This window comes from Paenibacillus sp. FSL R7-0302 (genome assembly GCF_038006885.1).
In the GTDB taxonomy this organism is placed as follows: Bacteria; Bacillota; Bacilli; order Paenibacillales; family Paenibacillaceae; genus Paenibacillus_AQ.
This window is the reverse complement of record NZ_JBBOWB010000001.1, coordinates 5,768,930-5,791,561: the sequence shown is the minus strand read 5'-3', so window position 1 is coordinate 5,791,561 and position 22,632 is coordinate 5,768,930. Positions and strand designations below refer to the sequence as shown.

General features: G+C 54.1%; 17 protein-coding genes. 9 read left to right on the top strand and 8 right to left on the bottom strand.

What is annotated here, in order from left to right; genetic code table 11:
- Window positions 1-8: 8 nt before the first annotated feature.
- On the bottom strand, window positions 9-1,775 hold the full coding sequence (locus tag MKY96_RS24970) for a sensor histidine kinase (RefSeq protein ID WP_340944185.1): 1,767 nt from the start codon (window positions 1,773-1,775) through the stop codon (window positions 9-11).
- Window positions 1,776-1,990: 215 nt separating this feature from the next.
- Between MKY96_RS24970 and galA the strand changes: the two genes are divergently transcribed.
- Entirely contained in the window at window positions 1,991-4,753 is a 2,763-nt protein-coding gene (galA, locus tag MKY96_RS24965) for a beta-galactosidase GalA (protein ID WP_340944183.1), read from the top strand.
- A 436-nt stretch (window positions 4,754-5,189) separates the two neighbouring features.
- On the opposite strand, the gene msrAB is transcribed toward galA, so the two are convergent.
- The 5 genes from msrAB to MKY96_RS24940 form a co-directional block, all read right to left on the bottom strand.
- Window positions 5,190-6,743: a bifunctional peptide-methionine (S)-S-oxide reductase MsrA/peptide-methionine (R)-S-oxide reductase MsrB gene (msrAB, locus tag MKY96_RS24960; protein WP_340944181.1), complete on the bottom strand. Its 1,554-nt coding sequence runs from the start codon at window positions 6,741-6,743 to the stop codon at window positions 5,190-5,192.
- A gap of 17 nt (window positions 6,744-6,760) precedes the next feature.
- Window positions 6,761-7,477 (bottom strand): cytochrome c biogenesis CcdA family protein, encoded by a 717-nt coding sequence (locus MKY96_RS24955; protein WP_340944180.1) that lies wholly within the window; start codon window positions 7,475-7,477, stop codon window positions 6,761-6,763.
- A gap of 45 nt (window positions 7,478-7,522) precedes the next feature.
- Complete coding sequence (locus MKY96_RS24950) at window positions 7,523-8,479, bottom strand: HAMP domain-containing sensor histidine kinase (protein WP_445671498.1); 957 nt, start codon at window positions 8,477-8,479, stop codon at window positions 7,523-7,525.
- Window positions 8,480-8,562: 83 nt separating this feature from the next.
- Entirely contained in the window at window positions 8,563-9,267 is a 705-nt protein-coding gene (locus tag MKY96_RS24945) for a response regulator transcription factor (protein ID WP_340944177.1), read from the bottom strand.
- A 75-nt stretch (window positions 9,268-9,342) separates the two neighbouring features.
- Window positions 9,343-9,885, bottom strand: a complete 543-nt coding sequence (locus MKY96_RS24940) for a hypothetical protein (protein WP_340944175.1) — start codon at window positions 9,883-9,885, stop codon at window positions 9,343-9,345.
- A 223-nt stretch (window positions 9,886-10,108) separates the two neighbouring features.
- On the opposite strand from MKY96_RS24940, the gene MKY96_RS24935 reads away from it, so the two are divergent.
- From MKY96_RS24935 to MKY96_RS24920, 4 genes are all read left to right on the top strand, one after another.
- Entirely contained in the window at window positions 10,109-11,266 is a 1,158-nt protein-coding gene (locus tag MKY96_RS24935; RefSeq protein WP_340944173.1) for a 5-methyltetrahydropteroyltriglutamate--homocysteine methyltransferase, read from the top strand.
- A gap of 856 nt (window positions 11,267-12,122) precedes the next feature.
- Window positions 12,123-13,190 carry an ABC transporter substrate-binding protein gene (locus tag MKY96_RS24930; RefSeq protein WP_340944172.1) on the top strand — a complete coding sequence of 356 codons (1,068 nt, stop codon included), beginning with the start codon at window positions 12,123-12,125 and terminating at the stop codon, window positions 13,188-13,190.
- Between the two features lies 1 nt (window position 13,191).
- Complete coding sequence (locus MKY96_RS24925) at window positions 13,192-13,959, top strand: (2Fe-2S)-binding protein (protein WP_340944171.1); 768 nt, start codon at window positions 13,192-13,194, stop codon at window positions 13,957-13,959.
- A 51-nt stretch (window positions 13,960-14,010) separates the two neighbouring features.
- Window positions 14,011-15,735, top strand: a complete 1,725-nt coding sequence (locus MKY96_RS24920; protein ID WP_340944169.1) for an AraC family transcriptional regulator — start codon at window positions 14,011-14,013, stop codon at window positions 15,733-15,735.
- Between the two features lie 30 nt (window positions 15,736-15,765).
- On the opposite strand, the gene MKY96_RS24915 is transcribed toward MKY96_RS24920, so the two are convergent.
- Together MKY96_RS24915 and MKY96_RS24910 are read right to left on the bottom strand one after the other, a co-directional pair.
- Window positions 15,766-16,197: a hypothetical protein gene (locus tag MKY96_RS24915; protein ID WP_340944771.1), complete on the bottom strand. Its 432-nt coding sequence runs from the start codon at window positions 16,195-16,197 to the stop codon at window positions 15,766-15,768.
- Window positions 16,197-16,400, bottom strand: a complete 204-nt coding sequence (locus MKY96_RS24910) for a helix-turn-helix transcriptional regulator (protein WP_036730779.1) — start codon at window positions 16,398-16,400, stop codon at window positions 16,197-16,199. The genes MKY96_RS24915 and MKY96_RS24910 overlap by 1 nt, the downstream gene beginning before the upstream one ends.
- A 170-nt stretch (window positions 16,401-16,570) precedes the next feature.
- On the opposite strand from MKY96_RS24910, the gene MKY96_RS24905 reads away from it, so the two are divergent.
- From MKY96_RS24905 to MKY96_RS24890, 4 genes are all read left to right on the top strand, one after another.
- Window positions 16,571-18,304, top strand: coding sequence for an ABC transporter ATP-binding protein (locus MKY96_RS24905; RefSeq protein WP_340944168.1), 1,734 nt, complete (start codon window positions 16,571-16,573; stop codon window positions 18,302-18,304).
- The gene (locus MKY96_RS24900; protein WP_340944167.1) at window positions 18,301-20,055 is read left to right on the top strand and encodes an ABC transporter ATP-binding protein; all 1,755 of its coding nucleotides are present in this window, start codon (window positions 18,301-18,303) and stop codon (window positions 20,053-20,055) included. Before MKY96_RS24905 ends, MKY96_RS24900 begins: the two co-directional genes overlap by 4 nt.
- Before the next feature lie 73 nt (window positions 20,056-20,128).
- Complete coding sequence (locus tag MKY96_RS24895) at window positions 20,129-21,676, top strand: GGDEF domain-containing protein (protein ID WP_340944166.1); 1,548 nt, start codon at window positions 20,129-20,131, stop codon at window positions 21,674-21,676.
- Window positions 21,666-22,604, top strand: a complete 939-nt coding sequence (locus tag MKY96_RS24890; protein WP_340944164.1) for a phosphotransferase — start codon at window positions 21,666-21,668, stop codon at window positions 22,602-22,604. The genes MKY96_RS24895 and MKY96_RS24890 overlap by 11 nt, the downstream gene beginning before the upstream one ends.
- Window positions 22,605-22,632: the final 28 nt, after the last annotated feature.

Here is a 22,632-nt window from a genome sequence, read left to right as displayed (position 1 = left end):
GTGCCCTCTCATTCATAAGGAATTCTAATCTGAACCTTCGTATAGTCATTGCTCTTGCCCTCCATGGTAATGGGGTAGGCGTCGCCGTAATACAGGCGCAGTCTGGAGTTGATATTGTGCAGGCCGATGGAGCGGCGGGGCGGCTCGGCCGCAGGGTCCTCGTAATGGAGCGGGGCGCGGAACTGTTCATTCAGGCCGGCAATCAGCTCTTCTTCCATGCCCCACCCGTTATCGGTGATGTCAATGATAAGCTGCTGCTGTTCGGCGTAGGCCCGCACCTGGATATGCAGCAGCTCCCGCCGGGCGGTCTGTCCGTATTTAATACTGTTCTCCACGATCGGCTGGAGCAGAAACTTGATCACCGGAAATGCTTTTAACGATTCATCGATCTCAATGTCCAGCCTAATTGCCTTGCTGCTGCTCAGCGATTGCAGACTGACGTACTTGCGGATTAAGCCGATCTCCTCGTTCAGCGTCGTATGCAGGGTATTGTCGCTCAGGTTGTAGCGCAGGATCTTCCCGAAATCCGCCAGCCGGTCCGCCGTGTCGAAGATCTTGGCCTTAATCAGCTGCATCCGGAAGATATCGAGTGTATTGTAGATGAAATGCGGGTTGATCTGATATTGCAGCGCCTTGATCTGGGCTTCCTTCCGCAGCCGCTCCTTCATGACCACCCGGTGGATCAGCTCGTTATTGCGCTCGATGAGGTCGTTGAAATCATGCGCGAGCTGTCCCAGCTCATCCGGTCTGTTATCGGGAATGCGGAGCGAAGTGTTGCCGGTAATGACCTGGCGCATAACCGACACAATTTTGTTGAGCCGCAGAAAAATCATTTTGAACATGAAATAACAAGTGATGATCAGCAGCAGAATACTGAACACGATCAGCAGGATCTGATTCCACACATTTTTGCGGACAGAGGCATTGAGCTGCTCCAGCGATACCTTGTACACCAGGCTCTGTCCGATGGAATCGAGGTTGCGATGCAAATATAAATATTCTCCCTGGATAAAATAAGCTCTCTTATCGCCGATATGCTGCTGCAGGACGGCCGCTTCCTCTGCTTCGTCCAGCTCTGCGGTAGACAGTCCGATCTGGCCGCCGGAATAGAGGAATTGGGCGTTCGACAGATTGGCGGGCTCTTCCTCGATGCTGAACAGGCTGTCCTCGGCCAGCGTGACCACGGCAAGTCCCAGCATGTCGCGGGCAGGCGAATACAGCTTGGTAAGCAGCGTATATTTCCTGCGCCCATCGTGTAAGCTGGCGGGGCCAAGCTCACGGTCACCGGGCAGCAGCCACAGTCGGGTCTCCGACTCCTTTTGCACAAATTGCTGTAGCTTCGGGTGGGAGGAATAGTTGCTCAGATGAAAGAAATAAGGCCACGACTCCGGGATGGCGTCATTCCCCATAAAGATACGAATGGAGTAATCGTCGCTCTCCGAGAAAGCGGTCGCATATTTGATAATAGGGGTGACAGTGTCCAGATATTCCTTCAAAAATTCCGATTGATCCCCCAGATAGGGGTCACTGATGAATTCGAGCATTTTGTTATTTCGGCTGACCATGGAGGTCAAATCCGCTGCCACCTGGATGCGGCCTTTAATATCCCGATAGGACTGGTCGAAGGCATGGGACATATTGGTGATGAAGCTGTCCTGGATGTTGCGCGTGGTATGGGTGCTGTTCCATACGAGCAGGATGGAGAGCAGAATAAACGGAATGGTATAGAATACAATCATTTTGACCATAATGCTGTTTCTTGGTTTGGATATCATAGCGTTGTCACCTTCTGCGGCAGGTCTTTACGGGTCCGGGAAGCCGGTCGCCGTATGGGTATTTACGATCTACTATGAACGCTGCCGTCCAAAAGAACAATCGAAAATGCATTAATGTTCATTTTGTGCTGTTTTATCCCTCCCTTTGTACTAACGTCTTTCGTTCCGCTTTTCTACAATAGAAGTATTACAACGATAGAGAGGTATTGACCTATATGAGAGAACGGTTAAGCATGGACAAGGATTGGTTGTTTCATCACGGGGATGTAGCCATCCCGGTGGAGAACAGCCACAAAGCGGTATACGGCAACGCCAAAGCAGGCGGCATCATGGGAGCAGCCAGCATTGAATGGAACGATAATGAGTGGGAGACGGTGGGGCTGCCGCATGACTGGTCTTACCGCCAGCCGTTCGACCGTGAGGGCGGGGTGCCGGACTTCGGCTACAAGCCGCGCGGTATTGGCTGGTACCGCAAGAAGTTCAAGCTGGAGCCGTCCGACAACGGCAGACAATTGCTTCTGGAGTTCGACGGAATCGCCACCTATGCAACGATTTATTTGAACGGTAGCGTGCTGGGGCGGAACTTCTGCGGCTATACCAGCTTTGTGGTGGATATCACGGACCATGTCTTCTATGGAGACCGCCCTAATCTGCTGGTGGTGAAGGTGGACGCCTCGGTGTCCGAGGGCTGGTGGTATGAAGGTGCGGGCATCTACCGCCATGTGTGGCTTACGAAGAAGGATCCGCTGTCCATCGCCGATCGCGGCATCTGGGTCAATCCGGTGAAGCAGGACGGGGACAAGTGGCTGACGAACGTGGAGACGAGAATTACGAATGAGCGGGAGACGGCAGCGGAGTACGAACTCCTGTCCCGTGTGGTGGATGCCGATGGGACGTTAGTGGCGGAAGAACGGACCGCAGGCCGCGTGGAAGCGGGGGAAGCTGTCGTTCTGAAGCAGGAGCTGCTGCTTAGCTCGCCGCTGCTGTGGGATGTGGAGGCTCCCCACCTGTACAAGCTGTACTCCACTCTGCTGGTGGACGGAGAAGAGCGGGACACGGTCACGACTTCTTATGGTTACCGCAGCATTCGGATCTGCCCCGATACCGGATTCTATCTCAATGAACGTCCGCTCAAGATCAAAGGCACCTGCAACCATCAGGACCACGCCGGGGTTGGGGTTGCGTTGCCGGACTCGCTGCATGAATACCGGATACAGCGGCTGAAGGAAATGGGGAGCAACGCTTATCGCTGCGCCCATCACAATCCTGCGCCGGAGCTGCTGGAGGCTTGCGACCGGCTCGGCATGCTGGTGATGGACGAGAACCGCAACTTTGACAGCTCGCCGGAAGGGCTGCGCCAGGTGGAGAATATGGTGACGCGCGACCGCAATCACCCGTCTGTTGTATTCTACAGCTTGTTCAATGAAGAACCGCTGCAGGGTACACCGGTCGGGCGCAAAATATTCAAGCGGATGAAGCAGGCGATCCGGCGTCTGGACGATACCCGTCCGGTGCTGGGGGCCATGAACGGCGGCGTGATGGAAGACGGCGGAACGGTCGACGTGATGGATATCGCCGGATTCAACTATATGCATGGCGGCTATGACCGCTTCCATGAGAAGCATCCCGGCCAGCCGATGATCGGGTCCGAGACGGTCAGTGCTTTTGCCACAAGAGGGACGTACGTCAGCGACACCGCACTGCAGTTTTTTGACAGCTTCGACCGGGAGCGGGCGAATTGGGGCAACACCGCAAGAGAGTCGTGGCAAGCCATTAATACCCGTGACTATATGATGGGCACCTTCGTCTGGACGGGCTTCGATTACCGCGGCGAGCCGACGCCTTATGAATGGCCCAGCGTCAGCACCCATTTCGGTATCCTGGACACCTGCGGCTTCCCGAAGGATTCCTATTATTTGTACCAGGCCTTCTGGCTGGACGAGCCGGTGGCGCATATCGCGGGTGGCTGGAACTGGCCGGGGAAGGAAGGGCAGCCCGTGACCGTCATGACGCATACCAACTGCGATGAAGTGGAGCTGTATGTCAACGGGGAGCTGCGGTACCGGCAGGCTGTCGATATTTATGAGCAATGCCAATGGGAAATTCCTTATGAGCCGGGAACGCTAAGGCTGGAGGGGTATCGTCAGGGCAAGCGGGTTGCGGTGGATGAGAAAATAACACCCGGGGCTGCTTGCGCGCTGCGGGTGGAGACGAGCAAGCCCGCTCTGCTTGGCGACGGGCGGGACGCGGTAGTTGTCAATGTCTACGCCATCGACGCCGAAGGGCGGTTTGTGGAGACAGCGGGGCAGCAGGTCTCCTTCTCGTTAACCGGCAGCGGCATTATTCTGGGAGCGGGCAACGGCAATCCCAACTCCCACGAGCTGGATCATCTCATGGAGCGCTGCCTGTTCAATGGCTGTCTCCAGCTGATTGTCGGCAGCGATGCGGGGCATACCGCTATTGAACTGACGCTTCAGGGGGAGGGCTTGCAGCCTCTGGTGCATATCATCCCGGTAGAAGTGGTTGACGAGCCTCCTTATGTATTGTCCGTTCATGAGCGTTATATCAACAACTGGCTGCTGACACAGGAGCTCTCCCAGGAACGTCCGGACCCCAATGTGGAGATTCATCCTACGGACATGAATTCCTGGGAGAAGGTGGACGTCAGCTTCGGGCCGCAGCAGCTGCTTCAGGGGGCGGACGGCTATGTCATTTACCGCAGCTCCATCGCCCTGACGGAACGGGAGAAGAGCAGCAGCCCGTATCTGTATTTCCACGCGCTTAGCGGGCATACCGAAATCTATGTCAATGGCAGCCTGCTGGCCAAACAGTCCTCTCCATGGCCTTCTACCCTGGAGGTTGCGCTTGACGATGTGGAGCTTGGCGACGAGACGGTATTGTCCGTGCTGGTCGGCATTCAGCCGGATGTGTACAAGCCGGGTATCAACGGTGCTGTTTCGATGGGATTGAGGGGGTAGAGGGCCGTGCGGCTAACGCTACTCTCGGCGGCGCAATAGCCGCTTTTGCTTGGTTAACTACACGCTGCATCAGTGGAAATGTTGTAATTATTGCAACATGAATACGAAGATGCCATGTGTTCGTGAGGCTTGTTGCACAAATTGCAACAATTGTCCCGCTAATCCGCGTGGAGAAGAGGAAATGTTTCCTTTTGTGCAGCATTTTTGAATTTGAGCCGAAATAAACAGAGGAATGTTGTATTATAGGCAGGATTTTTAAGTCGGCAGATTCACGTGGCAATGTCAGCTGCCCGGGAAGTCCCCTTATTCACTTGGGGCAGGCTGGATGATGATCTTAAGAAACACAATCGCCCTCCACACAGCTCAGCTTATGAGCCAGTGGAGGGCGATTCTTGTTGTATGAGAAACTCCTTCATCGGGTACCATTCCGCTTAATCTACTGCACCAGCCCCGTCAAATACCCGTAATGCTCCCCCTCCATCTGGTCCAGAGGGATGAAGCGGATGGAGGCGCTGTTGATGCAGTAGCGCTTGCCGCCACGGTCAGCGGGACCGTCGTCGAAGACATGGCCTAGATGAATGTCACCGGATTGGCTGCGGACCTCGGTGCGTTCCATGCCGAAGCTGGTGTCCGTATCGTAGGTTACCACCTCCGGGGTAATGGGCTTCGTGAAGCTGGGCCATCCGCAACCGGAGTCGTATTTATCCTTGCTGGAGAACAGTGGCTGGCCGGTGGCGATATCGACATACAGTCCGGCCTCGTAGTTATCCCAGTATTCGTTGCTGAAGGCACGCTCGGTGTCGTTATTGACGGCTACGGCATATTGGTCGGAGGTTAATCGCTCCTTCAGTTCTGCGTCGGAAGGGCGCGGGTACTGGGCCGGATCGATCACCGGCTCTTGCTCATCCAGGATGCTTAAGTCGATGTGGCAGTACCCGTTCGGATTCTTCTCCAGATAATCCTGATGATATTCCTCCGCCAGATAGTAGTTCTCCAGAGGAAGGACTTCCGTTACGATCTTCTGGTCATACTTGGTCTGCTCCTGCGCTACTGTCTGCTGGATAACCGCTACATCCTCCGGGGAGGAGTAGTAGATTCCTGTCCGGTATTGAACGCCCCGGTCATTGCCTTGCTTGTTCAGGCTGGTCGGGTCAACGACCTTGAAGTAAGCCTCCAGGAGCTGCTTCAGGGTGACCTGCTTCGGATCATACTTCACATGCACAGTCTCCGCGAACCCCCGGTCCCCGCGAATGACATCCTCGTAAGAAGGATCCTCGCCTTTCCCGTTGGCATAGCCTGAGGTGACATCCTGAACTCCCTGAATGCGGGACATGTACGCCTCAACGCCCCAGAAGCAGCCGCCCGCCAGATACAGGTCACGCAGATCCTTGTCCGCTATAGTTGCTGTCTTGACCGCTGGAACCGGGGTGGCGGCTGAGGCGGAGCTCATTCCCGCGAAGGTGTCCTGAATCTGCTCGTTGGAGGCATGACCCGGGAGGGACTTCACCAGCAACCCTTCTTCATCGATATAAAAAGAGCTGGGATATGCCCGTACCTGAAACTCCTTGGCCCATGTCCCATCTTCATCGAGCAGCACGGTCAGATTGTCATACGACTGCTTGTTGAACCATTCCGTGAACTCCTTGGCGGATTTCTCGCCTTTGTAGCCGGGGGTTACAATCGATACGACCTCGAAATCCTTCTCCTGTCCGGCCAGCGTATTCAGTTCCTCCAGACCGGCAAGACAGATGGAGCACCAGGAGGCCCAGTATTTCACATACACGTTCTTGCCTTTCAGATCCTCCAGCTTCATAGGGTCGCCCTTCAGATCATTTAATGCGAATGCGGGTGCTGGCTTCCCCTTGTTCATGGCTGCCGGGGAGTCCGTCGTACCGGATGCTGTATCGGGCTTCGCACCGCATGCAGCCAGGATTGACAGCAGGCCGCCAATCACCAGCATATATCCCATCCACTTCCATATCTTTTTCATACCAGATTCCTCCACAGTTATTGAATCCAGCTCACAATCGTATTCAGCTGGTCTGTCATTAGCAGCAGCCCCATGGCGATCAGCATACAGCCGGAGGCGATCTTGATCCCTCCCATGAACCGGTACAAGCGGCGAATCCGCTGCACCAGAACCTCCGAGAAGACGGATAGTACGAGAAAAGGAATCGCCAGACCCAGCGTATACAGCAGCATCAGGAATCCTCCGTAAGCAGGGGAGCCTTCCCCGGCAGCGATACTGAGAATACCCGCGAGTACCGGGCCGATGCACGGCGTCCACCCGAAGCTGAACGTCAGGCCGAGCAGGAAGGCCCCGAGATAGCCGCCGCGTGCAGCGCGGGGACTGGACAGCTTTTTTTCCCGTTCCAGCCAGGAGATCTTGATCAGTCCGGTCTGGTAGATTCCGAATAAGATGACAATCGCTCCGCAGACGGCAATGAACCTGGAGCTTGAAATGACATTGCCAAGAATGCCGGAGCCGAAGCCCAAGGTGATGAAGACCACAGACAGTCCAAGCACGAAGATTAGGGTCCGCAGCATGAATACCGAACGGAACCGCAAGGAGCCTGTGTCCACTCCGCCCTGATTCACATTGCCCGCCAGGCTTCCGGACAGATACGAGACATAGACCGGAAGCAGCGGCAGAATACAGGGTGCAAAAAACGATAATACCCCTGCGCCGAAGACGCCGAACAGGAATACAAAATCACCAGCCATCTCTGTCACCACCTATTATGAATACTGCTTCTCTAACGCTAAGGCTTACCGGCTAGTGTAGATGGGAACTGTGAACCAGAAGCAGCTTCCTGAACCCTTAGTGCTCTCTACACCAATCTTGCCGCCATGCAGCTCCACAATGGATTGGGCGATGGCAAGGCCCAGTCCGGCGCCTCCGCTATTCTTACTGCGGGATTTATCTATCCGGTAGAACCGTTCGAAGATCCTTGCGGTCTCTGCCGCTTCGATTCCCTGCCCCTCATCGCTCACGGCGATCCGCAGGAAGTGGCCTTCCTCGGCGGCGGACAGCACGATATGGCCTCCTTCAGGAGAATGTTGAATGGCATTCTGCACAAGATTGGACAGTACCCGCTTGATTTGCGTGGGCATCATCAGGGCCGCGGGCAGCTTATCCGGCAGCTCAATCTCGACCTTCAGCCGCTTCTCCGCCAGATGGAAGGAGAAGCTCTCCAGCGTGCTGATCAACAGCTCATCTGCATGGCAGGGCTGCGGGTCGAAGGTTCCGCCGCTGGCCTCCAGACTGGATAGTTCAAAGAGGTCCTGGATCAGCCCGGCCAGCCGCTTTGTCTCCAGCCGGATCGTATTCAGATACCGTTGGAAGGTCTCTTCGTCCTTGATCACATCATCCTCCAGCGCTTCCACGAATGACTGAATGGAGGCAAGAGGGGTCCGCAGATCGTGGGAGACATTCGCGATCAGCTCCCGCCGGGCGGACTCGGACTGGTGGAGATGGTCGAAGCTCTCTTTTAGCTTACTGCTCATCTCATTGAATTGCCGGGCCAGGAGCTTGAACTCGTGCGGGCCGATCGTGGGGACTTCGGTGTGGAAATCCCCCTCGGCAATCCGTACCGTCTGCTCCGTAATCCGGGCAATGGACTTCTCCACCGGCCGTGTCAGCAGATGCTGGACGATGAAGGAGAACACGCCGATTCCGGCGGTGATGCCGGACAGATAATATAGCTGATCGATGGTCAGCAGCATCCGGGAATAACTGACGAATAGACAGATCAACAATACGCCGATCCCCGTGAGACTGGACAATAGTAGATAGGTACGCAGCTTCATCAGATGCCATCACCCGCAAACTTGTAGCCTATTCCCCAGACCGTCTTGATGTATTTCGGGTCAGAGGGCGTCTGTTCGATCTTCTCGCGTAATCTCCTTATATGCACCGTAACGGTAGTCGTATCTCCTTCATAACTGAAATCCCAGATCTTGCTCAGCATCTGTGTCCGGGAGAACACCTGCCCCGGATGGCTTGCCAGCAGATAGAGCATTTCGAATTCGGTCACTGTCAAGTCAATCTCCTGCCCGCTAATCTCCACGGTACGCTTCCCGACATCGATGGTCAGTCCCTCGTATTTGATCGTGTGCTCAGCAGCGGTAACCGGCGATACCTGGACATATCTCATTCTGCGCAGAATCGCCTGCACCCGCAGGACGAGCTCCCTTGGACTGAAGGGCTTGGTCAGATAATCATCCGCTCCCATCGTCAGCCCCATCAGCCGGTCCTGTTCCTCGCCGCGCGCCGTCAGCATGATGATCGGAAGATCTTCGGTCTGCCGGATCTCGCTGCACACTTCCCAGCCATTCTTATGCGGCATCATCAAGTCGAGCACAATCAGGCTTGGAGACTGGCTGCGCCATAGCTCTAGCGCTTCCAAGCCGTCCTTGGCGGTGGTGACCAGATACCCCTCCCGTTCCAGATACCTGCGGCAGACATCGGTAATATTCGGATCATCATCCGCGACCAGCACTCGTTCATTCATCCTAACCCACCCCATATCCGGAAAAATCCATTTGATTCCATCATATCACAGGGTGAGGACATTGCTCATCCTGTCTTATTTCATGGCCTTGGCAGGCTTCATGTACATGGTCACTACCGTATCCGCCACATAAGTGCTGCCGTCATACAAGGCCGGAGCCATGCTCAGATTGACCGTTTTACCGTCCACCATCATTTTTTTCGACCCGATCATTACCTTGATCATCTTGGCTGCCGGCTTCATGCCGTCGTCCATCATCATGCCGTCGTCCATCATCTTGCCGTCATCCATCATCTTGCCATCGTCCATCATCTTGCTGTCGTCCATCATCTTGCTGTCGTCCATCATCTTGCCATCATCCATCATCTTGCCGTCGTCCATCATCTTGTTATCGTCCATCATCTTATCCATGTACATCAGCGATACGGAGCGGTCCTTGCTGTTCCATTCAATGCTGTAGCCGTACATCATGGCGGCCTGTCGTAGGTTCATCAGCTCCATGCCGTCTTTCTTCATCGTCTTGATGCCTGCTGCCGCGCCGGCGATGCCGGACACCGCCAGAGAGAGTACCAATACTGCCGCCATCATGAACCGTTTGCCTGCTTTGCTGTTACCCATGCTTATCACGCTCCATCTCTTTTTTTTGGATTACATGGAACAGCATAAGCGGCAGAGCTTACGATTCTCTAAGCGAAACCTTACGATTGTATTACGGCAGCGCACAGAGCGTATAACTTCTCCCTATAGCCAGGTATCAGTTATAAGTGTTACTCCTAAGGCCGCACTCCATGCTAGAATTTATACACAAAGACAGAACAGTGGAACTAGAGGAGGGCTAATCATGTGTGATAGATTTCAGATCGTAGGCAGCCTGCTGCGTCCGGCGGAGCTATTAGAATATAAGCAGCAAATCGAACACCGGGACGATATTCAGTATCCTTTTTACGAGGATTTCCAGGGCTATGAGCAGTGTGAGGCGAAGGCGATTCAGTCGGTAGTCGAGCAGGCGAGCGAGAATGGGCTGAGCATTCTGACGGATGGGGAGTACTCCAAGTCGATGTGGCATCTGGACTTCGTGTGGGGCTTCCAGGGAATTCAGCGCTATATTGCGCCTCACGGGTATTTCTTCAGAGACATTGACGGCACCTCCAAATACGAGACGCGAAAAGACATCGGTCTGCGCATCACAGGTGAACTCGGCGGAAAGAATCACCACTTCCTTCAGGCGTACCGCCAGCTTCAGGAGCATGCCGGAGACCGGGAGACGAAGCTGTGCGTGCCTTCACCGTCCCATATCTTCGGAGAGCTGTCTTGGTCGGATAACCTTGGCGGCGAGGGTGCAGTGTACCAGAACCGTGATGAGCTGAAGGCCGGTCTGGTGACGGCGTATAAGGATTTCGTAGGGGAATTCGCAGCCGCTGGCGGTAAGATTCTGCAATTCGACGACTGCCTCTGGGAGCTGTTCGCGGACGATAATCCGAATTCGCCATTTACCGGTGAGAAAATTAACCACGAGGAAGTACAGAGTCTCGCTACCGAATTCATCGATATCAACAACACCATTATTGATTACGGACATAGCTTGGGGCTGAAAATGTGGACTCATAACTGCCGTGGTAATTATGATTCCCGGAATATGGGCGGCGGCTCTTATGTGAAGATTGCCAACCTGTTCCTGAAGCAGCTGAAGTACGACCGCTTCTTCCTGGAGTGGGACGACGAACGCGCTGGCTCGCTGGAGGCACTTGCTGTGTTCAAGGATAGACCGGAGACGGAAATTGTACTTGGCTTGCTGTCTTCCAAAACCAGTACGCTTGACGATGAGACCCGTGTCCTCCGCATGCTGGATGAAGCGTCCACGATCATTCCCAAGGAGAGATTACTGCTCTCCCACCAGTGCGGCTTCGCCTCCTGTGACGGGGGGAATGAGCTGACGGAAGCGGAGCAATGGGCGAAGATCAGACAGGGTCAAAAGATTGCCCGGCAATATTGGGCTTAACTTCATTAATAGGTAGCAGCTGTTCATAAAAGCAAGCCCGCATCTGGCAACTGGATGCGGGCTTGCTGCTGTTTAGGAAGTCCTCTGAATGAGGAGCAGATGGAATGTATATGAAAAACCGAACACAATATGCTACCACGAAGGTAAGTTGCCCAATGTATACGGAAATCCGAATACATTGGGTGCTGCTGTGATGAAGCGTCGCGCTATGCTCCACAGCCAGTAACATTTATAGAGAAATCCTGCAGGAAGTGCAACAATACTGCCCCATAGATGCGGTCTATGCTGAAATCCTGCAAGAAATGCAACAAATTCAGCGCTAATCTGCTCTAAACACCGAAATTTGTGCAAATAATGCAACATTGTACTTCAGCCAGTAATAGGTAAGGAGGAATCCTGCAAGAAGTGCAGCAATTCTCTATACAAGCGGCTGGTGAAAGAAGGCATCAGCATCCTTCACCCGGTAGGGTGATTTCCTAATGTTTCCTTCTATATCACCTGCTATATAGATTAAACTTGAAAATTTAAGTTAAGGGAAAAGTGGCGGAGGGGAATTTTGGAACTGTAGGAGCGGTAGCGTCCGCCTTTGTGTTTGAATTTCCACCGTGCGTAGCAGTTTTAATCAAGAAATTCAAACACAATAGCGGCCGGAAGTCCAAAACTTCTCTGGAGTTACGGCCATCCCAAAACAAAAAAATCATTAGTTCAATTTATATAGCTAAACACCATGTCGCATTTATCCGGCTGCAATGTCGCAAAAGTACATGGAAACAGAGGCAGCAGATCGGATATACTCGCTGTAACAATTATGATAATGAAAATCATTATCACATAATGCATAACAGGGGGAGTCAGCGTGAACAGAGCAACACAGAAACAAGAGGCCGGCAGGAAGAAATTCGCCGCCCGGCAATCAGGATTATTCATGGTATGGATGCTGGCGCTGGTACTGGTACTTACAGCTTGTGGTTCTGGGGGAGGCACGAATGCAGGTACAGCCGCACAGCCTTCTGCTTCAGCTGAGCCGTCTCCATCGCCTGAAGCACAGACGCAGGCAACACCGGAGGCACAGGCTACAGCAGCCTACCCGGTTACCTTCAAACATATCAAGGGCGAATATACGCTTACGGAGAAGCCGAAGGTGATTGCTGTGCTTGATGTGAAATTCGCCGATCAGCTGATCGCGCTTGGAGAGAAGCCGGCAGGCAGCGTAGTTGCCGGAACCAAGGACGAGTTCCCGGAATATTTGAGTGCTCAAATGGACGGGGTGAAGGTCCTGGGTACACGCGATGAGCCCAATCTGGAAGCCATTGTGGCACTGAACCCGGATCTGATCTTGATGACGGATTTTCAGGAAGAAGCTTATGAGAGTGTCAGTAAAATCGCGCCTACAATCGTCCTGGACTTCTATGAGGATTGGCGGGATACGCTGGCTACCATCGGTACAATAACAGGGAAGCAGGCAGAGGCTGAAGTAGTGAAGAAAGCCTATGAGGATAAAATCACCGGACTGCGTGAGCAGCTGTCGGCGAAGCTGGGCGACGAGACGGTGGCGCTGATTCGTCCAAGACCGGAAGGGATTCGCGTACATGGTCCCGAGCACCGGACCGGAAGCATTCTGTATGAGGATCTGGGATTAAAGGCTCCAGCGTTCGTTCAGGCGATCAAGGATGATACCTCGGTTGAAATATCGATGGAGACTGTCTCTGATATCGGGGCAGACCGCTATTTCCTGCTCTCGGATGATCTGTTCGCCAAAGAGGCAGAGGCTCTGGCCAGCAGCCCGATCTGGAAATCCCTTGATGCAGTGAAGAATAACCGTGCCTATGATGTGAATTCAACGCTCTGGATCGCTTACTATGGTCCCCTTGCGATCAATATTATTGTAGATCAGGCCTCGGAAGCGCTGCTTGGAGCTAACTGAGATGGACCAATATCTGTCGTCGGCCCCCTGGAGGGAACTGGCGGAGGATTACCGGATGAGGCTGGGGGAGCCGCCTGCGGGCAGTGTCCGTACCATCGCTCTGAGTGAGCTGCAGGATGAAGCGGTATGCCGCGAATATGTTAGCTGGCTTAAGGAGTATATCGGTGCGCCGGACCTGCAGGTTGCGGCTTCCATGCTGGCCAAGCGGATCGGCTATCTGTGGATCGCGCCAATACTGACCGCCATGACCGTTCATAATCGTGAAGTCTTCTTCCCGCTGGACAGAAGCTTCCTCTATCATCCGGCTTCTGCAGAAGAGACGACATTCCCATTCCTGGCGCTGGACGGGCTTCACTCAGCCTCACCACCGGAGGATAGGGCCGTGTGGCGCGAAGCTGTTATTGAGGAGAATTTTGCGGCACGGCTTGCGCCGATGCTGCAGACGCTTGCCGCAGTTGGACCTGTCTCCATGGCTGTGCTGTGGGAGAATATTATGGTGCGTATTGCCCCACTGTATGCGCCCGGAGCAGATCTGTCCGGCGAAGAAAGGCTGCGGATGCAAGAGGATTTTACGTATCTAACCCGGATGGCCGCCGGTCCATTGTTCAGCGCAAGACGCAACCCGTTCACCCGGTTCACCGAGGGGAGTGACGAGGCTCCGGTTGCGAAGAGCAAGCGTATCACCTGTTGCTTTTACTACCGGATGTCCGGGGAATATTGCAGAAAGTGTCCGAAAATTGACAATGAGAATGAATCTCAATTAAAATGACAGCAGGTCTATCCGTTAAGCAAAGGATACTGTTGTCAGGAGATGAGAGAAATGCCGCAACAAGAACAGGCAAGTCTATGGAGTGATACAGCGGTCAAGACGCTTGATGTGCGCAGCGGTACTGTGCCGCCCGGCGGTGTGCTGAGCGAAACGGGACTGGCGGCAAATCAGCTGCTGCTGGCCATCGGCGGGCAGGGAGGGCTTGTGATGAATGGTGAAGGCTGCCATGTCCAGGCCTCTTTTGCTTGTCATGCTGCCAAGGGATCAGCCTATACTCTGAGTGCGGGATCAGACAACATTCATTATACAGCTATTAGCTACAAGGCCATTCCTGTGGCGGGAGCTGCACATGTCCTCTTCCCGCAGCGCAATCACCCGCTGCGCACTTCGTTCATTCACCATTCCGGGTCCCCGGCGGAGCTGCATATGGCGGCGGAGAGAATTGCCGCCAAATGGAGCCGGGGAGAAGGGCTGGAACGCTTCCATGCCAATGCGCTGCTGCAAGGTATGCTCTACGAGCTTATTATGGAGCATGAACGCGGTCAGGGCGGGGGTGAGCCCGATATGGTGGAGGTTGTTGCCGCCTATATCGAGGGGCATTATCGTCAGGAGCTGGGGCTGAAAGAGCTGGCCGCGCTGGCCGGATGCGGCGTGCGGCAGCTCCAGCGGCGGTTCAAGCAGGAGAAGCGGCTCGGACCCATGGAATACGTAATCCGGCTGCGGATGGAGAGCGCAGAGCGGATGCTGCGTTATACGGATGCTTCCATCGGCGAGATCGCTGAGCGGACAGGCTACCGCGACATGTATTATTTCAGCAGGGCGTTCAAGAAGCATTATGGAGTTCCTCCGCTGCTCTACAGGCGTGCTGCCGCTTCAGAACAGGGAACGGTTACCGTTCCTTTGGGATTGCCGGAACGCTTGGCCTTCCCGCACAGATCAGCACAGGGTCCGGTGATCCCCCATCTGCGCGGCGAATATCGTGTTACCGCTGCTCCGCAGCGGATCGCCGTGCTGGACGTCCAATATGCTGACCATTTGCATGCGCTGGGGATATCCCCAGCAGGAAGCGTAGGCTTCGGAAGCGGGGCGCTGAATTTCCCCGCTTATTTCCGGGAGAGGCTTGTGGCAACGGAAATGCTCGGCACCTATGAGTACCCGGACCTGCAGGCTGTTGAACGGCTGCGCCCGGATCTGATTATCTGCACCGAGGTGCATGCTCCGCACTATGAACGCTTAAGCCGGGTAGCGCCAACGGTCATGTTCAAGCGCAATGAGAGCTGGCAGACGATTCTGCGCCTGTTCGGCGAACTGACCGGCAAGCAGGGGGAGGCAGAGCATATGATTGCCGATTATCTGCGCCGTACAGCACTGCTGTCCGCAGAGCTGGCTCCGGTACTCGCGGGTAAGAGTGTGGCTCTGATCCGTCCGCGGGAGTCCATCGTCCGGGTACATACGGCTTCTCACCGCACAGGCGCTGTGCTGTACCGGGACCTTGGTCTGCCTGCTCCGTTATTTGTGGCGGACACCGCCTCTGACACGGCCTATCATATTTCCGTTGATAGACTTCCGGCTGTGCAAGCCAATTATTACTTTCTGCTTAGCAACGAGAAGATGCAAGAGGGAATATCGATGACAGAGCACAGCGTGAGGGGCATGCTGGGTGCAGATCAGCGGCAGCTTATATACCCGGTGGATGCTGCTACCTGGATCGGCTGTTATGGACCTACAGGCATCAACTGCATTCTGGATCAGGTGGCCCAGGCCTTGCTGGCTTGAGCGGATCACGACAGTCAGAACGGTCGCCGCTCACATCTCCCGATCATACTTGAACCGGTAATAGATGCCGTATCCAATCGTGAACAGGTAGCCGAATACCAGTAACAGCACAACGGTGAGTTCAGTTTCCATTAAGGCAAAGGCGAGCATTAAAGCCCCGAATACAAAAACCATCATATCATAGGCCTTCGCCTTCGCCCGGGTGGCAATGGCGATATTGCGCTCATCGTTCTTGTTGATCTCCATCTGCTTGGCGATGGCGGGGCTATTCTTCAATGCGCGCTGTCCGATGAGTTCCCCCATCCCGCTGCCGAACAGGCCGGAGCCCAGTCCGATACAGATAAAGGGCAGTGTCCGCAGCACCCCCTCCGGCTCTTGAACTGTTCTAATGAAGTACAGACTGCCTGCCAGCAGGACTACACCTGCAATAACCAGAAGATAAGCCGAGACGGATTTCTTCATCAATTCTCTTCCTCCTCATAAATGAAAATCTCCTCGATGCTCAGCCCGAAATAACGGGCGATCTTGAACGCGAGCAGGATGGACGGGTTATAGCGGCCGTTCTCCAGTGAACCGATCGTCTGCCTGGATACTTCAAGCGCCGCAGCTAATTCCTCTTGCCGGATTCCGCGCTGTTTGCGTAATTCTTCCAAACGGTTGTTCATGGAATCACTCTCTTCATGGAAAGTTAACTTTACATGGAGAGTGTATCGCATGATGTTCCGAATGTAAAGCTTACTTTCCATTTTTGGGTGAATGGAGAGGTTGGTCACTCCCTATATGCGAACATCCGTGCTACAATATTCCTTGTGAATATATGGAAGGCGGTGGGGCTGTGACTCCGAGACAATGGATCATCAAGTTCATACGGATGCATAAGCGGGTGTTTGTATGCGGTTTCTTCGTAACTACGTTAATGACCTTAGTGAACCTGTTGTATCCGTTCCTGGGCGGGAGGCTGATCAATATCGCTTTTTATGACCAGGATCTGAATACCTTCCTGAAGCTGTGTCTGATCTATGCCGGAATCCTTCTGTTCAATCAGTTCATTGTGGCGACGCTCAATAATCTGATCTCTTCTCAAATAATGACGGGATTCGTGTTCGATATCCGGCGGGCGCTGCTGCGCAAGATTCTGCATCAGAAGGGGAAGGACCTCTCCGGGATGTACAGCGGCGATCTGATCAGCCGGATGAACCGCGATGCCAAGGACATTATGAATCTCGTCTTCTGGAGCGGACTGTGGGGGTATTCGAATCTGCTGCATATCGTGTTCGCGGTGGGGTTCATGTTCTATTATCATGTCCTGCTGGGCGTGTTCACGGTGGTGCTGGTTCCTGTCGTGTTCATGGTCTCCAGGGTTTTCAAGCAGAGAGCGCTCAGGGTCAACCGGGATCTGGCGGCAGAGCAGGGGAGGCTGTCCTCGTACTTATTTGAAATTGTGGCCAATATGCGGGAGATCAAGCTGCTGAATGCGGGGAGGCTCGTAACCCGTACATATCTGAGGCGGACAGTCTCTATCCATCACAAGAATGTGGACAATGGAAGAATCGAGGTAACCACCGAGCGTATGAACGCATTTATCATGCTTGCCGCACAGCTGCTGCTGTTCATTATCTGCGCCCGGCTGATTGTGAAGGGGCAGATGCAGCTTGGTGTTTTTGTGGCTGCCGCCAGCTATTTCAATATGGCTGTGACTTACTTCAGCTCGATGGGCAGCAAGATTACCGATACTTGGGGGCAGACGGTGTCCTTGCAGCGTGTTGCGGAGCTCCTGAATGAGCAGGAGGAGGACTACAGAGAAGCCCAGGTGCCCACACTGATTAAGGAGGGGACGATTGAATTTCGTAATGTCAGCTTCGGATATACGGAGGAGAGGCGGGTACTGGACGGGTTCAATCTCCGTGTCGAGGGAGGAAGCACTGTGGGCATTGCCGGAAGGAGCGGAGCCGGGAAAACAACGCTCGGAAGCCTGATTTGCAACCTGTATCCTGTTGACGGCGGCGAGCTTCTAATCGATGGCCGCAATGTGAACGAATATAACCTGCACAGCTTGCGGAGTCAGGTGGGCGTGGTTCATCAGGAGACGGTTCTGTACGATAACACGCTGCGGTATAATCTCTCTTTTACGAATAACCGTGATCAGGACGGTATGTTAATTGAAGCACTTAAGAGAGCTGCGCTGCATGAGCTGGTCCTGAATCTCCCGGACGGGCTGGACACGGTGATGGGGACTTCCGGGCAGGCATTATCGGGCGGGCAAAAGCAGCGTCTCGCTATTGCGAGAATCCTGGTCAAGAATCCGAAAATTCTGGTCTTCGATGAAGCGACTTCATCCCTCGACAGCAAGAATGAGGCGCTGATCCGGCAGATGACCGGTGAGCTTGCGCAAGACCGGACGCTGATCATCATCGCCCATCGTCTGTCCACGCTTAGAGGCTGTGACAGGATTGCAGTGCTGGAGGATGGCCGGGTCACAGGCTATGATACTCACGATGTGCTGATCAGAAGCAACAAAACGTACATAGAACTATTCAGCGAACAGTGCGCAGGAGGCGAAGCAGTATGACCATGACAAGATGGGCTGTTTATAAGGTGCTGACACAGGGAATTGAAGGTGTCCGTAAGCCGCTGCTGGCGCTCGCGCTGTTCAAGCTGTGGAATCTGGTCTGCGGGCTGCTTCCGTTATTTCTGTACTCCCTGCTTGTCAACCGCGTGCTGGTAGAGAAGCAACTGAGTGGCCTATGGCCGGTTATCGCGGGGTATCTGGCGGTATTCCTGCTTACGACGGCCGGGATTGCGGTCAGCCAGCGCTACTCCAACCAGCTGCTCCTGAAGTATGACCTGAGGCTTAAGCGCAAGCTGCTGAATACAGTGAGCAGCCTGGATTATGAGGAGTATAGCGGGTACAGCATTGGTGATCTAAAAAGCCGGATCGAGCAGGATTCAGCCGCAGCCGGACGGTTCTTCACGGTGCATCTGTTAGATTTCAGCTACGCTGTCCTGTATGCTGCTGCGCTGGCTGTGATTCTTGTAAGCTATGACTGGCGGATCGCCCTCCTTAGCTTCGTCTTCGTTCCGGTCTCCCTGCTGACGGTGAATGTCCTGGGCGAGAAGACGAGAAAGGCGGGGGAGGAGCTGTGGACGCTGCAGAACAGGTACGAATCTTTTTTACATGCGAATCTGCAGAACTGGAAGGATATTAAGACCAATAATCTGGAGGAGGCCCAGCTGGAGGAATTGAACGGGCATTATGCAGCTATCCGTCCGGTGTGGTTCCGCAGCCAGCTCTACCAGCATCTGGGCGTTACTTATTCATTCTTCACCAAGAACTTCATTACCCAACTGTTCATCTATTTCATTGGCGGACTCTTCGTGATTAAGGGTTATTCGGAGGTCGGTGTGCTGCTGGTGTTCATCAGCTTCTACGGGCAGTTCTTCGGGTTCATCGAGACGATCAGCAACGGCCTGATGAATTACAAGAATGATTCGGTGAATATCAGTAAAGTGATCGGACTGTTGCAGGCAGAGACGGACCAGCGGCCTTACAAACGCATTAGCGGACAAAAGATTGAGGTTCAGAATTTGCAGTTCCGCTATGAGGGGGAGGCTGCCTTCGCACTGGACGGGATTTCTTTCTCGGTGGGGAAGGGAGAGCATCTAGCCATCGTAGGGCAGAGCGGCAGCGGCAAGTCTACCCTTGCCAGGCTGCTGACGGGACAGATGAAGCCTCAGGGAGGGAGCGTCCGCATCGGCGGCACGGATCTGCATGCAGTGAACAGCGGGAGTGTGGCGGCCAGGGTAAGCATCGTGGTGCAGGAGCCTGTTCTGTTCAATATGACGATCCGGGAGAACCTGCTGCTGGCGAGGGACGGGGCAACGGAAGCGGAGCTGATAGCCTGCTGCCGCAGCGCCAATATTTATGACTTCATTGTATCACTCGAGCAAGGGCTGGATACGGTTATCGGGGAGAAGGGGATGAAGCTCTCCGGGGGCCAGAAGCAGCGGCTGTCGATTGCCCGGGCGCTGGTGCAGGAGCGGGACATTATTATTTTCGATGAAAGTACAAGTGCCCTGGACCCTGAGAATGAGAGCGACATTAGGAATGAGCTGAAGCGTCTGTCTGCCGGCACAACCATGATCTCAATCGCGCACCGCCTCTCTACGATTCAAGACTGTGATAAGGTGCTGGTTCTGCAAGCCGGGAAGGTGGCAGCCTGCGATACCCATGCTAACCTGCGTAACCGGAATGAAGCGTATGATCTGCTGTTCCGCAGCCAATACGACGCCTTAAGCCATACCGCAGAACTTGTTCATTGACGGCGTCTCCGCCCGGTAATATATTAAAATTAAGATTAACTATGTCCGTGACAGACTGTAGAGGAGAAGAGAAATGAGCCCGACCCATGTATGGATACCTGTCGTATTTTATTGGCTGCCGATGCTCTTCTTTTTCTACATGGGAATGGATGTGCTGCTGCGCAACCCGCGGAAGATTGAACATCGTCTGGTAAGCGCTACAATTCTGTGCTATTTCCTGATGTTCCTGGAGGAGTACTTCCGGTATATGCTGCCAATGGAATATAGTCCGCTGCTGGCTGCGGTCTGGTTCGCCAATGCGGGTATCCTTATTCCAGGGCTGGGCTTCCATCTGATTGCCCGGTTAATCGGCTTACATAAGCGGATGCCCCGGCCATGGTACCCCTATCTGTTCCACATATTAACGCTGGCCATTCCGGCGGGACTTATTGGTCAACGCTCCTATACCTCCGTCCAGCTGTTCACGGTATCCGGGGTGTGGAAATGGCCGGTGGCCAATACAGCCTATTACGGGACCTTGACGGCAAGCCTGTTGCTTAGCTTAGTCCCCATCGTCATGCTGCGAAGTAGGCGCAAGTGGAGTGCCGCAGATCCTGCCTATCAGGAGCATGACGGTATCTTCAGGCTGCTGGAGTATGGCTCCTGGGTGACGTTTCTCTGGGTAGCGGTGTTCGGCTATTTCCGCTTCAATGAAGTGCTTCCGCCTTATACGTATATCTACGGAGGGCTGATCTGGTGCTTCGTGCTGCGGCTGTCCATGCAGCGGTATGAGTTCCTTAATCATTCAGGACAGCGCTACAAGAAGATGTTCCAGATCAATTCGCAGGCTGCGCTGCTCGTCTCGTTGTCCGGCAGCATTAAGGAAGCGAATCCGAGTGCCGGTAAGATGTTCGACCGTCTGACTCTGGGGAAGGCTAACCTTGCTGATCTGGGCGGTGCGGGGATCGTAGCGAAGCTTAAGGCACAGGACGATATCGGTGAGCTGGAAATGGTGCTGCATAACGGGGACAGTCTGATCGAGGTAATGATTAACGGAGACTATGTGACCGTGGACCATGAGCTTCATGCCGTCCTGCTCATCCGCGATATCCGGCTGCGTAATCAGCATGCGCGGCAAATTGCCTTCATGGCTTATCATGATCCGCTAACCGGGCTGCCGAACCGCAGGCAGTTCTACGATAAGCTGGAGGAGGCACTTGCGGAAGCCGGGCAGACCGGCGGGGAGCTGGCGATACTGCTGCTGGATCTCGACCGGTTCAAGCAGGTGAACGACCGCTGGGGGCATGAGGCCGGAGATCAGATGTTATGTAAGGTAGCGGCTATGCTCCATCAGCTGGTCCAGCCGGACGGGCTTGCGGCCCGCTTCGGCGGCGACGAATTCGTGCTGTTCTGCCCCGTGGCCCGGGGCGGGCTGACCGCAGCAGAGCTGGAACACCGGCTGCTGACGGCGGCTGCACAGGCCACGCTGGATTATGAAGGCGAAGAGCTGAAGATCGATATGAGCATCGGCATCAGCTTGTATCCGCAGGACGGAACGGCTCCGGATGCTCTTTTGCGCCAAGCCGACAAGCGGATGTATGCGATCAAGCGGGGAGAGGCGGAGGGAAATCATGAGATTTGAGATTGGCGGAGGGATGGATTTAATTGAGGAGACTGTGCGGCAATTCCTGTCTGATAAGGCAAAGGTCCTTGATATCGACAGCACTCCGATACACTCTGGCTATCAGGCGGTGGATTTATTCCGGCACAGGATTCTCGTGGAGATTGAAGGCAGACAAGAGTATAGCTCTGTGATTACCAAAATGGCGAATGGAATTGAACGGCGGGTAATGCACCGGTTATTGGATCAGGGGGCTAATGTTCCTTTTAGCAGAGCGGGTAATCTGGATTCGGACCATAGGGTGCTTCTGTGTATTCAGGACGTAGATTATAAGACGGATTATCAGAATCTGGATACCGGGATGCTTCAGCACAAGGAAATGCAGGCGCTGGCTTATATTCATAACCGTAATCGTGGTTTGCAGGAGGAGTTAGCCTGGCTCCCCCGGGTTAACCGTGCATACATAGAGACTATAATTCATGGAATATGGAAGCCCGCATGGGAAGAGGCCAAGCACAATGAACGGTTCGTGGAGACCTTCGGGACCTATATATCTGAGATCGATGCCGTATCGGGGAAAATAGTGGACGAGCTTGAAGCCGTCTGGAAGGATGAAACCACACACACGCTTATACATAATGATCTGAATCCCGGAAATGTATTGGTACACAATAATGATGACGTTATGTTCATTGACTGGGAAGAAGCGCGGTACGGCTCCCTGTTCCTGGACATCCCGATGCGAATTGACCGGACTCAAGCTGTAGAATACCGTGAGGTGCTGGCTTCGCTGGGATGGGAGCTTCCTGCGGATACGTTCGGGCAGAGCTATAGAGCTGCTTCGCGGTATCTCGGCCTGCGTTATATGACTTGGAGCCTGGGGGAGTGGCTAAGGGACCCTGGTACTGAGGCGGGGCTGCGGCGGTATTTGGATATGGTTATTGTGTAGTAGAATACTGAACTAGCGAAGGATTATG

Bases quoted from the DNA above. Each gene is read 5' to 3' on its own strand.
- MKY96_RS24955 (WP_340944180.1), bottom strand. From the start codon at position 7,477: ATGGCTGGTGATTTTGTATTCCTGTTCGGCGTCTTCGGCGCAGGGGTA.
- MKY96_RS24925 (WP_340944171.1), top strand. From the start codon at position 13,192: ATGGACCAATATCTGTCGTCGGCCCCCTGGAGGGAACTGGCGGAGGAT.
- MKY96_RS24900 (WP_340944167.1), top strand. From the start codon at position 18,301: ATGACCATGACAAGATGGGCTGTTTATAAGGTGCTGACACAGGGAATT.
- MKY96_RS24935 (WP_340944173.1), top strand. From the start codon at position 10,109: ATGTGTGATAGATTTCAGATCGTAGGCAGCCTGCTGCGTCCGGCGGAG.
- MKY96_RS24920 (WP_340944169.1), top strand. From the start codon at position 14,011: ATGCCGCAACAAGAACAGGCAAGTCTATGGAGTGATACAGCGGTCAAG.
- MKY96_RS24895 (WP_340944166.1), top strand. From the start codon at position 20,129: ATGAGCCCGACCCATGTATGGATACCTGTCGTATTTTATTGGCTGCCG.
- MKY96_RS24940 (WP_340944175.1), bottom strand. From the start codon at position 9,885: ATGGGTAACAGCAAAGCAGGCAAACGGTTCATGATGGCGGCAGTATTG.
- MKY96_RS24970 (WP_340944185.1), bottom strand. From the start codon at position 1,775: ATGATATCCAAACCAAGAAACAGCATTATGGTCAAAATGATTGTATTC.
- msrAB (WP_340944181.1), bottom strand. From the start codon at position 6,743: ATGAAAAAGATATGGAAGTGGATGGGATATATGCTGGTGATTGGCGGC.
- galA (WP_340944183.1), top strand. From the start codon at position 1,991: ATGAGAGAACGGTTAAGCATGGACAAGGATTGGTTGTTTCATCACGGG.
- MKY96_RS24890 (WP_340944164.1), top strand. From the start codon at position 21,666: ATGAGATTTGAGATTGGCGGAGGGATGGATTTAATTGAGGAGACTGTG.
- MKY96_RS24950 (WP_445671498.1), bottom strand. From the start codon at position 8,479: ATGCTGCTGACCATCGATCAGCTATATTATCTGTCCGGCATCACCGCC.
- MKY96_RS24910 (WP_036730779.1), bottom strand. From the start codon at position 16,400: ATGAACAACCGTTTGGAAGAATTACGCAAACAGCGCGGAATCCGGCAA.
- MKY96_RS24915 (WP_340944771.1), bottom strand. From the start codon at position 16,197: ATGAAGAAATCCGTCTCGGCTTATCTTCTGGTTATTGCAGGTGTAGTC.
- MKY96_RS24945 (WP_340944177.1), bottom strand. From the start codon at position 9,267: ATGAATGAACGAGTGCTGGTCGCGGATGATGATCCGAATATTACCGAT.